General features: G+C 35.9%; 12 protein-coding genes. All 12 read left to right on the top strand.

Features of this window, described 5'->3' with window-relative positions:
- Window positions 1–40: 40 nt before the first annotated feature.
- The 12 genes from ACFVAD_RS20635 to ACFVAD_RS20580 all read left to right on the top strand — a co-directional run bounded on the left by ACFVAD_RS20635 (window position 41) and on the right by ACFVAD_RS20580 (window position 13,050).
- The gene (locus ACFVAD_RS20635) at window positions 41–2,602 is read left to right on the top strand and encodes a heavy metal translocating P-type ATPase (protein ID WP_386644603.1); all 2,562 of its coding nucleotides are present in this window, start codon (window positions 41–43) and stop codon (window positions 2,600–2,602) included.
- 492 nt (window positions 2,603–3,094) lie between these two features.
- Window positions 3,095–4,381, top strand: coding sequence for an IS110 family RNA-guided transposase (locus ACFVAD_RS20630; RefSeq protein ID WP_386644600.1), 1,287 nt, complete (start codon window positions 3,095–3,097; stop codon window positions 4,379–4,381).
- Window positions 4,382–5,026: 645 nt separating this feature from the next.
- Window positions 5,027–6,007 carry a GNAT family N-acetyltransferase gene (locus ACFVAD_RS20625; RefSeq protein WP_386644597.1) on the top strand — a complete coding sequence of 327 codons (981 nt, stop codon included), beginning with the start codon at window positions 5,027–5,029 and terminating at the stop codon, window positions 6,005–6,007.
- Window positions 6,008–6,143: 136 nt separating this feature from the next.
- Complete coding sequence (locus ACFVAD_RS20620) at window positions 6,144–6,434, top strand: TIGR04104 family putative zinc finger protein (protein ID WP_386644594.1); 291 nt, start codon at window positions 6,144–6,146, stop codon at window positions 6,432–6,434.
- A gap of 208 nt (window positions 6,435–6,642) precedes the next feature.
- Entirely contained in the window at window positions 6,643–7,128 is a 486-nt protein-coding gene (locus ACFVAD_RS20615) for a hypothetical protein (RefSeq protein ID WP_386644592.1), read from the top strand.
- A 75-nt stretch (window positions 7,129–7,203) separates the two neighbouring features.
- Window positions 7,204–7,962 (top strand): hypothetical protein, encoded by a 759-nt coding sequence (locus ACFVAD_RS20610; protein WP_386644589.1) that lies wholly within the window; start codon window positions 7,204–7,206, stop codon window positions 7,960–7,962.
- A gap of 172 nt (window positions 7,963–8,134) precedes the next feature.
- The gene (locus ACFVAD_RS20605; RefSeq protein WP_386644586.1) at window positions 8,135–8,530 is read left to right on the top strand and encodes a DUF4030 domain-containing protein; all 396 of its coding nucleotides are present in this window, start codon (window positions 8,135–8,137) and stop codon (window positions 8,528–8,530) included.
- 210 nt (window positions 8,531–8,740) lie between these two features.
- A complete protein-coding gene (locus ACFVAD_RS20600) occupies window positions 8,741–9,223 on the top strand; it encodes a hypothetical protein (protein ID WP_386644583.1) in 483 nt (160 codons plus the stop codon).
- 130 nt (window positions 9,224–9,353) lie between these two features.
- Complete coding sequence (locus ACFVAD_RS20595) at window positions 9,354–9,761, top strand: NUDIX hydrolase (RefSeq protein ID WP_386644580.1); 408 nt, start codon at window positions 9,354–9,356, stop codon at window positions 9,759–9,761.
- A 49-nt stretch (window positions 9,762–9,810) separates the two neighbouring features.
- Window positions 9,811–10,335: a histidine phosphatase family protein gene (locus ACFVAD_RS20590; protein ID WP_386644577.1), complete on the top strand. Its 525-nt coding sequence runs from the start codon at window positions 9,811–9,813 to the stop codon at window positions 10,333–10,335.
- 284 nt (window positions 10,336–10,619) lie between these two features.
- Window positions 10,620–11,906: an IS110 family RNA-guided transposase gene (locus ACFVAD_RS20585; RefSeq protein ID WP_386644575.1), complete on the top strand. Its 1,287-nt coding sequence runs from the start codon at window positions 10,620–10,622 to the stop codon at window positions 11,904–11,906.
- 631 nt (window positions 11,907–12,537) lie between these two features.
- Complete coding sequence (locus ACFVAD_RS20580; RefSeq protein WP_386644573.1) at window positions 12,538–13,050, top strand: hypothetical protein; 513 nt, start codon at window positions 12,538–12,540, stop codon at window positions 13,048–13,050.
- Window positions 13,051–13,054 lie beyond the last annotated feature (4 nt).

Raw genomic sequence — 13,054 nt, 5'->3', positions numbered from 1 at the left:
TATGGATAACAACAGGAATACTAGACGAAGGGTGAGAATTATGTCAACAGATCAACCAAAATCAGATAGTTGTTGTTCCAAGAATGAAAGTATGCAAGATTCCTCCTCCATTCCTCTTTTGCAGGGGAATTTGGAAAAGGACTCATGCTGCAGTAATACAACACATCACAATGATAATGTCCATCCTGCCTCATGCTGTAAGGAGGAAAAAGGAATGGATGATGATAAAAAGGCTTCAGCTTGTTGTAGCGGAAATTCAGACAATTACCCGGTCGAACATCTTTCAGCTACACCAAATGTAGTCGAGAAACTGCAGTATGAAGTTAAAGGGATGGACTGTCCCTCTTGTGCAGCCACAATCGAGAAAAGTATTTCCAAAATAGAAGGCGTGAACAAGGTAAATGTCAACTACAGTGCAGGTAAGATGCAGGTGGAAACCGGAGTCCCTTCTCTAAACGGGAAAATTGAAAAACAAGTAAAAAACCTGGGATTTCATGTTGTATCGCATCAAGCATCCAAACAAGTTCATACCTTTCAAGTAGAAGGAATGGATTGCGGTGCTTGTGCAGCAACCATCGAAAAACACCTTAGCTTGAATCCAGCGATTAAGGACGTTCGAGTGAATTTTTCAACTGGGAAAATGCATGTTGTACATGAGACAAATAATCAAGAGATTATGAAAGAGGTAAAAAGGGCTGGATTTGTTGCCTCGCCTATTTCCAAAGGTGGTTCCACTCCAAATAGAACGAGAAAAGAATTTCCTTTGACAGCTATTTCAGGTGGATTCTTAGGAATTGGTTTTATTGGTTCCTATGCAGGATTCTATCCCCTTCTTGTCACTCTTTTTTATGCAGCAACAATTGTTGTAGGTGGATTCAAACCAATCAGAAGTGCATATTATGCGATCAAAAGTCGGTCCCTGGATATGAATGTTCTCATGTCAGCAGCGGCAATCGGAGCTGCTCTTATTGGAGAATGGTTTGAAGGTGCTACCGTAGTGTGGCTATTTGCATTAGGAAATACTCTTCAAAATAAGTCCATTGAGCGTACTAGAGAATCCATTCGTAGTTTAATGGATTTGGCACCATCAGAAGCAGTAGTGAAAAAAGGAAACCAATTATTAAAAGTCCCTGTTGATGACGTTTCAGTAGGAGACATTATTATCGTTAAGCCTGGCGAGAAAATCCCCTTGGATGGGGATGTTGTTTCCGGCATTTCCACTGTAAATCAGGCTCCGATTACTGGCGAGTCCATTCCGGTTGATAAAGAAGTTGGAGACTCCGTTTTTGCTGGAACGGTAAACGAAAGTGGATCATTGGAAGTCCGAATAACTAAGCTTGTGGAAGATACAGCAATCGCTAAAATCATTCATCTTGTGGAAGAAGCACAGGAAAAGAAAGCCCCTACCCAAGCTTTTGTAGACCGGTTTGCAAGCATCTATACCCCGATAGTTTTTGCAATAGCATTACTAATCATAATAGGACCACCTTTACTTGGAATCGGAACATGGTCTGAATGGGCCTATAAAGGATTAGCATTGCTTGTTGTTGCATGTCCTTGTGCTCTCGTGATTTCTACACCGGTTGCGATTGTTTCTGCTATTGGAAATGCTGCTAAAAATGGTGTTTTAATTAAAGGAGGTACCTTCCTTGAAAAAGCTGGAGCCATTAATGCTATAGCCTTTGATAAAACAGGTACGTTAACGGAAGGAAAACCAAAAGTTTCTCAGGTCGTTCCTTTAAACAGTACAGAGGAAAATCTGCTTGCAATTGGACGTACAATTGAAGAGCATTCCAACCACCCTATTGCGAAAGCCATCACCACTTACGCTGCAGAGAAAGGAATTCAAGTACTAAATGGGGAAACTTTCAAAACACTCGTAGGCAAAGGTGCTCAAGCTACCATTAATGGTCAAGAGTATTTTGTGGGGAATCCAAAATTGTACGAAGAATTTAATTTATCCCTTTCCGAACTAGAAAAACAAATCAAGCAATTACAGCATGAAGGAAACACGCTGATTCTTATTGGTACACGTACCGAAGTGCTCGGTATTATCGCGGTTTCAGATGCAATCAGAACCATCACTGTTCAAGCTATCGATAAGCTAAAACAAGTTGGAATTGATGAAATGGTGATGCTAACAGGGGATAATGAAGGAACCGCAAAGAAAATCGCATCCCAAACAGGGGTGAATCGCTATTTTGCAGAATTGATGCCTGAAGATAAAGTGGAAGCTGTGAAGAAACTTCAGCTTGAAGGGAAACGAGTAGCCATGGTGGGAGATGGAATCAATGATGCTCCCGCCCTAGCAACTGCTGATTTGGGAATTGCAATGGGTGGAGCAGGTACGGATACTGCCATGGAAACTGCAGATATTGTGTTAATGGCCGATAACCTTGAGAAACTTCCTCATACCATACGACTGAGTAGAAAAGCGTTAACCATCATCAAACAAAATGTGTGGTTTTCTCTTCTTACAAAGCTTGCAGCATTATTACTGATTTTCACAGGTGATCTTACATTATGGATGGCCGTTTTAAGTGATACAGGAGCAGCTTTGATTGTAATAATAAATAGTATGAGGTTGTTAAGACAAAAATAAGAGGGGGTAGGCGATCTCCCCCTTCCTCGAGCTGTCAGAAATTCTCGACAGCCTGAGGTTTGAAATGAAAAAAAACAAGCGTTTTTGATCGATTGTGCTGTTTTTTGTGTTGAAAACTTACACCTTTTTGTCCTTATCTCCACGGTAATAGAACTGCTTATTCTTTTTAGTTGTCTTTTAATTTGATACTCAACAAAAGGAGCAATAATGGAAGATTATAATTAATGTCTTTAATGTCGTTTAAATTTATCTTGAAATCAAGTCTTCTGTTAAAGGGAGCTTATCTGGAACAAGGTAAGCTTCTTTTTTATGTGAAAATATATATTGAGTAAATGGTCGACATTTGAAATAATTGGTATTAAGCAATAGGGCAGCATTCCTGTAATGAAGAAAAATGAGGTTTGAACAAAAAAATAACCTCTTGGTATGATATGAGTGTCCTGAAGCTGGCCAGCGAAAAGGACAAAACATATTTACCAGGAGGCATTCAATATGAATTATAACCAAAATGAAAAGATTGCTCAAATTACTTCTGAAACACTGATTATAGGTGTAGATATTGCGAAGTTCAAGCATGTAGCTCGTGCTCAAGACTTTAGAGGACTAGAGTTTGGTGCACCTTGTCACTTTGAAAATACGAAACCACATTTTGATCTTTTTTTAAGCTGGATAAAGCAATTGATGGAACAACACGGCATGCGTAAGGTAATTATAGGAATGGAGCCGACAGGGCATTATTGGCTCAACCTTGCTCATTTTCTTAAAGAAGAGGAGATTAAGTTTGTCGTTGTAAATCCTATGCATGTGAAGAAATCTAAAGAATTAGATGATAATTCTCCAACCAAAAATGACGTAAAGGACGCAAGAGTTATTGCACAGCTAGTCAAAGATGGAAGATATGCCGAACCTAATATTCCACAGGGGGTTTATGCAGAACTTCGTGTGGCAAGGAAAATACGTGATCTCCTATTTGTTGACTTACAAGCTGTGCAGGGACAGATTCATAATTGGTTAGATCGATATTTCCCAGAATTACTTACAGTGTTTAAGGATTGGGAAGGAAACGCAGCACTACAATTATTAAAGTTAAATGCATTACCACATGAGTTAGAGATCCTCTCGGAACAAGAGATCCTCATTCATCTCAGAAAAGCTGTAAAGCGTGCGGTTGGACTCAGTAAAATTCAAGAACTTAAACGAGTAGCGAAAGACTCTATCGGTATTCGTGAAGGTTCAAGGATGGCTAAATTAGAGCTTCGCACTTTACTAGACAAGTATGAGTTGATAAATAAGAAGTTCGAAGAACTAGAATCTGATATTGATGGACTCCTTGAACAAATACCAGGTGTTCAACAAATGTTAGCCATTACAGGAATCGGCAAGGACACTGTAGCTGGCTTCTTCTCAGAAGTAGGGAATTTAAGTTACTATTCTCACCCTCGACAAATCATCAAGTTAGCTGGGTTAAGCCTAAAGGAGAATACCTCTGGAAAGCACAAAGGGCAAACGAAGATTACAAAGAGGGGCAGGAAGACACTAAGGGCTCTCCTCTTCCGAGTAGCGATGCCTTTGGTTGCTAAGAACACTGCTTTTAAAGCTTTACATGAGTATTTTACAACACGTAAAAATAATCCTCTAAAGAAAATGCAATCGTTGATAGCCATATGTAATAAGCTGATACGAATTCTTTTTACGATTGGGACAAAACAATGTGAATTTAGTGAAGATAGAATGTTGAAGGATATTCCTCATATGGCACTATTACAGAAAGTAGCTTAGGAATCATATAGTTTGTTTTTTATAAAGTTTTATTAGGAAAATTATTTAGACATTTGAAGCACGGATTAGTCAGTAAAACAACAATACTACGGACTTAGATCCTGTCGGGCAGCATCACTGACATCCACCTCATGGAAAGGTTGGACGAAGGAATTTTGGAGCATAGACTCTGTGAGACATGGGAGGGTTGACCTCCATGAGACATGTGGACATCCACCAGTGCAACCATACTTTTACTTAGCCACCACTTTCTGGATACGAGTGGTTAGGCGGTTAAGGACTTTTTTTCTCTAACGCACCAAAAATAACCATAATTTCAACTTGCATCCATGACTTTGATGTCTAATTAATATAAATCCTAATGAAATCTTAAGAAAAAGCTAGAAATCTAGAGTTATTCCTTTCTTTATAGAGGGAGGATTGTAGAGGACCTAATATATTTTTCTTCAGTAAAAACACCATATTCTGGAATGAAGAAGGAAATAAAAGAGTGTTTCTCGAATTGTAAGTTATGCCAGAAAAGGACATTTTAATGGAATAAATCATATGCTGTAGTTCTCCCCCAAAAGGTCCTATCTTTGGAACATGAGTTTTATCTTCATATTGTATTGAAATACAAAGCCAATTGCGTTGGGAGGATACCATATGGGCGATAAAAATTTAACTGATGAAGAAATAAAAGATATAAAAAGAGACTTTGTATGGACTTCAAGTAAAGAATTTCTTGAGAAATTTAATAAAGAATTGATTCCAAAAGTTTTTGATTTGATTTCTAATAAGGGATCCTCTAGGGATGTTTTTCTAATAGATAAGAAATATGTAGCAAAAGTAGCAAAGAGCTTAATAGGAGCAAGACAAAATAAAACCGAATTTGATGTTTATGCGTATTCAACTTTAAAAGAAAAAGAGTGGTTAACCCCAGTAATTGATATTTCTGTTGATCATTCAGTGCTGATTGTTGTGAAGGTGGAGCCTTTTCCAGAAAATGAAAATATACCTGATTTACAATTAATCCAAGATATAGTTCTTCGTAATGAACTCCATGAACCTGATTTGGAAAAGAAAGAAAATTGGGGAGTTTACGGGTCAAGAAAAAGAAAAGTTCTAACTGACTTCGGTTGCACTAAAGATATGTTTAACAATGAATATGGCATCTGGATCAGAGAATTGGAAGAAAAGAAGATTCCTGCTGTTATTGAATTAATTTCCAGAAATCTTGATGAAGTTGTGTCAAATCATCATTCTTATAATATTATCGAGAAATTCAAGAGAAATATTTCAATTGAAAGCTTTCAGGAACAATTGAAGTGGAAAAAAATTTATTTAGTAGAAAGCCCAACATCCATTATCGCAACTGGAGCGATCGAGAACATTGGTACAAAAAAATCACCGAAATACTGTATTTCAAATTTTTTTGTATGTCCAGATTTACATCGCCATGGTTTCGGAAATTATCTCTTACATTTTTTGCTTTCAGAATTAAAAAGTCGGAAAGATGTCATTTACGTTTATGTTTCGAGCAGTAGAAATGCAGTTGAATTCTATAGAAAGAATGGATTTGTACAAAGTGAAATTCAAGACGATGATGAATATGAAATAGTATGGATGAAATTGAGGTTTATGTAAAATCTGGAATATTCGTGCAGCAGGGATGTTCCAGGACGAACTTCCTTTAGGGGGCTTATCTGAAATAAGGAAAAGCGTCATTCTTTAAGAAAAGGGTCAGAAAAGCTAACCAAAAAGAAAGTGTGGTGGTGATTCAATGCAAAAATGTAAGAACTGTAACACGCCATTTAGTTGGAGTAGTATATATAAATCCTTTTGGTTGGGGTATAAACCAATTGGATGTGAAAACTGTAATACTGAACATAGAATAACAGTTCTTGGAAGGTTAAAATTTGTATCTTTGACTATCATACCGATGTTGGTATTTGGACATTTCTTTTCACCCTTTGATAATGCTTTTTCAACAATAGGTGTAGGAATTGCTATTTTAATAATCGGTTCTCTTTTTACACCATATTTTGTTAAATACAAAAAAGTTGCTCAGTAATCATACTTCAACTAAACCAGCTAATAGAAGCTACTCAGTTATTCCATTAAATAGGAGCATTTCTTGAATAACCGTGCAAAATGGATGTTTCAGAACGACCTTCAACAAAGGCAAATGTTTCTAATAAAGAATGCGTCTCTTTTCATTTAAGGTCCATATTTGAAGGATTTTTTTTCCGAATTTTTGTTTAACGAAAGGAGGCATTAGTTTGTTCTTATATCATATGGTCATTCAAAATGATAGTGATATAAATATAGATCCGCAAAAGGTTTTAGCGGAAGGATTAAATCATAGAACAGCAACAAGATGGTATACAAACAGCGGTAATTTATTTCCAGAACTAACCGAGAGTTTTAGACCAACAAATTCACCAAAATGGTTGGACTTTAAAGTTGCTTTTGGTACAGATCTGGAACCGTATGAAAAACCTCACTTCCGATTTCCTATGTTTAGTGACAAAATTTTAGTTTTTAACCGAGATATATCAAGTGATTTATTTGCTTATATTGAAGATAAATATGATGGTGGTAGAGGTTACTTTGTTGAAGGATTAGCTTCAAAGGAAGATTTAATGAAACAGTATTGGGAAAGTATGAATACTCTCGTAGAGTATTTGAAAAACAAGCCTTTTAATAATCCTGAAATTTATATTTTTGAACCAGTTCCAGCAAAGTTAATTGAGTATATAGAGTAAATTCCTTTTAAACAAACGGGAGCTTTTGTTACATAATTTAAATTAACCTCGGAAAACTAAATAAGAGGTGATATTGTGAAGAAATTATGTATATATATAACAGTTCTTTCCTTCTGTTTTTTGCTTTCATCAAGATCTGTTATGGCTGGTACTTACCCGCCACAGAAAGTAGTAGATAAATTTATGCAACAGTTCTTAAATGAAAAATCAATAAACAGTGATGTGTTTGATGGAGTTTACATACCCGAAATAAACATAGACTCTCCCATTGGTGAATATAACATTGTACCAACACCACAAAGAAAAGACACAATGCTGGTTGTGGCATTCTATAAGGATGAGATAAGGGATGACAGAGTTGCATTTATTTGGGAGTTGGTTGTAAAAAATGATAAGGTCTCTCACATTGAAACAATTCATAATGGAACAATTCCTTTGTTAGAAGAAGCAAAATTAGTTAAAGAATATGAGCTCAAATTCAAAAAAAATGTTATAGTACCAACCAGCTTGCCATTTGAAATAACAGATTTTGATGGTTATATATATAAGGACTCTTTAGAATTAATATATCGAAGTGAGCCTATAACTGGGATGCTCAAAGTTACAGTTTCTCCTATTGAACGACCACTAGAAGAGTACGAAGACAATCAAAGTCAGATACACGCTTTAAAAGATGGAACTAAAGTTATATTTTTAACGATTAATCCAGCAGCTGAGGTAATTATTTTTCAAAAAAAAGGGCTTCAATACAATATTGGGGTTGGAAATAAGAAGTACCTAAAAAAAGAGTTTGACATTAATGACCTCCTACAAATCGCCGAATCAATGAATTGAAATGGAAAGCTATTTTGCTTCTCATTTTTTGTATAACTTTTAAATTCTCAATATGGATTGTGAACTATTTTACTAGTAACGGGGGCGTGTCCTGAATAAAGAAAACGTTTTATTTTATTGAAAAATATCAACTGGACATAGTTTTGACACCATATAATAGGAGGTGTCCCAATTGAAAAAAAGTGTTATTGGTATTTTTATTATGGTATGTATAGCAGTTGGTGGGATTTTACTTCTTACAAATAATTCCGATGGTCAAGTTACTTTTGCTGAAAATCAGTTAGTTGTTGACCCTCAGACAGCTAACAAAGAGTTATCTATTTTAACAATGAGTGTTATGGAAGGCTTAAAAGATTATGAGGTAGTTGGAGATATTCAATCTGAATACCAAAAATCAATTACTATTCAAACTTCAATAAATAGTACTGACGAAAATGCTAAGAATTTAACAAAAGAGATAGAGGATAGAGTTAATGAAATAATGAAATCTGAAGAACTTAATTGGTTATCTATAATTGAGTCGTATGAGATTTATGTAAGAGATAAAGATGGTGAAAATCTAAATTAAGTTAGAATAATCAGCATTTCTTTAATAATGAAATGCTTTTTTTTGTTAAACTAAACCAGCTAATAGAAGCTCCTCAGTTATTCCATTAAATGGAGCGATTGCAGCATAGTGGATCGCTCCTTACTTAAGAATCGGGCAGGATAGTTTAATAAGAAGTGAATGGTAGGAAATACTAATACCTGAAATTTCTAATAGAAATGAGGTAGTAATTTGGTATTTCTGATTCGTTTATTAATTGTACTAATCCTTTTAAATTGTTACCCAATGATAATTATGGCTAAAGAAATTAAGTATAATCACAACAGTAAAACTATTTCAGAAATAAAGAAAGAAGTTGACTTTACCGTTTTAACTCCAAAAAGGATTCCTGATGATTGGACAATAGATACCAAAACATCCCCTTGGATAATGCTACATTATATGGATAGCAAGGACACAAAGTTGATGGTCGCTATTCATTTGAGAAGAGGTTTTCCGTTATCAGATGATGATTTTCCCCATTCTCAGCACGTCGATATTAAAGGGAACAAAGGTTTTTTTAAGGAATGGATAGATAGCGGTGAAGTTGATAAAAAGGGAGCCATTATAACTGGTGGCTTACTTAATTGGGTACAAAATGGTACTTATGTAGAAATGAGAAGTTCAAGATTAACGAAAGAAAGAATGTTAGAAATTGCAAGGTCAATGAATTAACGTTCCTCAACTATCTGGAGCAAATCTGGAAGATGCAGCCACTAGTCTAAGCAGGATTAGTGGCTTTGTTTGTTGAATTAAAGGGGAGTTAAATTGATTATAGATGACTATGTTGAAGTAGGTGTACTAGATGATAAATCCATTTACCCTAACATCCGGTGCAGTCATAAGAGATAATAAGAATAGAATACTTTTAAAAAAGGATCCTTCAAGAGGATGGGAATTACCTGGTGGTATTGTGGAAGCTAATGAAACTATTGAAGAGGCAGTAATTAGAGAAGTAAAGGAAGAAACTGGATTAGATATTGAAGTCCTTAGATTTTGTGGAGTATCCCAAGAATCAAGAAAAAATATATGTAACTTTTGGTGGTTGGGTAAACCATTAAACGGCAATCTTATGACAAGTGATGAAAGTTTGGATGTTGGATTTTCCAGTCTTGAAGAAGCATTAAGGTTAATTACTTTTACGGAATATAAACAAGAACTGTTAAAGATAATCGATATAGAAGATCAGCCGTTCTTAATCACTTTTGATTAGTTTTCTGGTTACTGATTTAGTGCTTATAGGAAAGCGGGTTAGATAGAATTTGGAGCTAGTATTTATTAGGCACGGGGAGGGTGAACATACCTTAGATATCCCAAAGAGTTTGCAAATTTGCGACCCTGCACTTACTGCTGAAGGGGTGAGTCAATCTAAGTTGCTTAGAGAACAATTTCCTCTTTCAGAAGAGGATATCTTAGTTATCAGTCCTTTGAGGAGGGCTTTACAAACAGCTGACTATTGGAGTTCAAATGTTAATTGTAAAAAGATTGTAAGTCCACTGGTTTCTCCTAGAATATTCCCTCAAGTTCCTTCTGGAAAAACATTGCCTTGTGATGAGATATTATGTAAGAAAAAGATAGAAGAAGAGTTTCCAGGCTTTGATTTACAGAATGAGTTTCCAGAGGAATTGTGGATTAATGGCATTAACACTCTACCTGAACGGCAATTCAACTTACAAGCTAAGAAATTTCTTAATTGGTGCAAACGGCAAGAAAACCAAAAAATATATGTGGTTTCTCACGATGGTACAATCAAATCTATAGGGAACTTATCACTGGTACTAGACTAACAAGAGAGGATTTTCCTAGAGAAACTGGTTGGTTTAATATTCAATGTTAATTTAACCCCTCGCTTAGATTAAGAGAGCTTATCTGCATAAAGCTAAGCTTCATTTTTATGAAAAATATAATTAGTAAAACTCCGACATTTGAAATAGGTATTAAGCAATAGGGCAGCATTCCTGTAATGAAGAAAAATGAGGTTTGAACAAAAAAATAACCTCTTGGTATGATATGAGTGTCCTGAAGCTGGCCAGCGAAAAGGACAAAACATATTTACCAGGAGGCATTCAATATGAATTATAACCAAAATGAAAAGATTGCTCAAATTACTTCTGAAACACTGATTATAGGTGTAGATATTGCGAAGTTCAAGCATGTAGCTCGTGCTCAAGACTTTAGAGGACTAGAGTTTGGTGCACCTTGTCACTTTGAAAATACGAAACCACATTTTGATCTTTTTTTAAGCTGGATAAAGCAATTGATGGAACAACACGGCATGCGTAAGGTAATTATAGGAATGGAGCCGACAGGGCATTATTGGCTCAACCTTGCTCATTTTCTTAAAGAAGAGGAGATTAAGTTTGTCGTTGTAAATCCTATGCATGTGAAGAAATCTAAAGAATTAGATGATAATTCTCCAACCAAAAATGACGTAAAGGACGCAAGAGTTATTGCACAGCTAGTCAAAGATGGAAGATATGCCGAACCTAATATTCCACAGGGGGTTTATGCAGAACTTCGTGTGGCAAGGAAAATACGTGATCTCCTATTTGTTGACTTACAAGCTGTGCAGGGACAGATTCATAATTGGTTAGATCGATATTTCCCAGAATTTCTTACAGTGTTTAAGGATTGGGAAGGAAAAGCAGCACTACAATTATTAAAGTTAAATGCATTACCACATGAGTTAGAGATCCTCTCGGAACAAGAGATCCTCATTCATCTCAGAAAAGCTGTAAAGCGTGCGGTTGGACTCAGTAAAATTCAAGAACTTAAACGAGTAGCGAAAGACTCTATCGGTATTCGTGAAGGTTCAAGGATGGCTAAATTAGAGCTTCGCACTTTACTAGACAAGTATGAGTTGATAAATAAGAAGTTCGAAGAACTAGAATCTGATATTGATGGACTCCTTGAACAAATACCAGGTGTTCAACAAATGTTAGCCATTACAGGAATCGGCAAGGACACTGTAGCTGGCTTCTTCTCAGAAGTAGGGAATTTAAGTTACTATTCTCACCCTCGACAAATCATCAAGTTAGCTGGGTTAAGCCTAAAGGAGAATACCTCTGGAAAGCACAAAGGGCAAACGAAGATTACAAAGAGGGGCAGGAAGACACTAAGGGCTCTCCTCTTCCGAGTAGCGATGCCTTTGGTTGCTAAGAACACTGCTTTTAAAGCTTTACATGAGTATTTTACAACACGTAAAAATAATCCTCTAAAGAAAATGCAATCGTTGATAGCCATATGTAATAAGCTGATACGAATTCTTTTTACGATTGGGACAAAACAATGTGAATTTAGTGAAGATAGAATGTTGAAGGATATTCCTCATATGGCACTATTACAGAAAGTAGCTTAGGAATCATATAGTTTGTTTTTTATAAAGTTTTATTAGGAAAATTATTTAGACATTTGAAGCACGGATTAGTCAGTAAAACAACAATACTACGGACTTAGATCCTGTCGGGCAGCATCACTGACATCCACCTCATGGAAAGGTTGGACGAAGGAATTTTGGAGCATAGACTCTGTGAGACATGGGAGGGTTGACCTCCATGAGACATGTGGACATCCACCAGTGCAACCATACTTTTACTTAGCCACCACTTTCTGGATACGAGTGGTTAGGCGGTTAAGGACTTTTTTTCTCTAACGCACCAAAAATAACCATAATTTCAACTTGCATCCATGACTTTGATGTCTAATTAATATAAATCCTAATGAAATCTTAAGAAAAAGCTAGAAATCTAGAGTTATTCCTTTCTTTATAGAGGGAGGATTGTTGAACAACACGTTTAAAGAAAATTGGTAAAGCAAAGGGATTGCGAATATTTTCACTTAAACTAACGAAGCAGATCAAGGAAGGAAATAAAAGGGTGTTTCTCGAATAGTAAGTTATGCCAGAAAAGGCTGGGTTCCTGTAGAAGCTGCTTTATTAGGTACTACCTTTTACTTTAATCGTCTTTACTAAAAAACAATTGGAGGACAGGATGAGGAAACCTAATTTTTCTCTTTTTATAATTATATTTTCAGGATTTATCATATCTGGTTGTACAAGTACAAAAGAAACCGAACAACAAAAAGTGAATGATAGCGTATCAAATGCAATTGAAACTTGGGAAGAAAGTCCAACACTTGTTAAAGAAATTACAGTGACAGACGACGGACAAACTGATGTATTTATTTTCCGTATAGGTAATAATGGCAAACTGGGATTTGGTGAATATGGACCCTTTATTTCTGGTGAACAACAAAAGTATATGTGGCACTTTTGGGGTGATAAAGAGACACTAATAAAACCGTTTAAAGTTATAGGTGTAAATGAAGAAAAAAACGAAGAAATTACTGTATTTCAATTAACCCAAAGTAACAGTCTTGCTCCTAATTCTGGGGCAGATCACCACTTGCCTTCAACAATGATGTTGCCCAGCAAAGGAATGTGGAAGTTAATGGCCTATTTTGGTGATGATTTGTATGGGGTGGTAATTGTAGACGTTAAATAGCTTT

It is taken from the genome of Sutcliffiella sp. NPDC057660 (assembly GCF_042800035.1).
In the GTDB taxonomy this organism is placed as follows: domain Bacteria; phylum Bacillota; class Bacilli; order Bacillales; family Bacillaceae_I; genus Sutcliffiella_A.
Note: the sequence above shows the minus strand (reverse complement) of the source record. Positions and strands in the feature narration are given on the sequence as shown.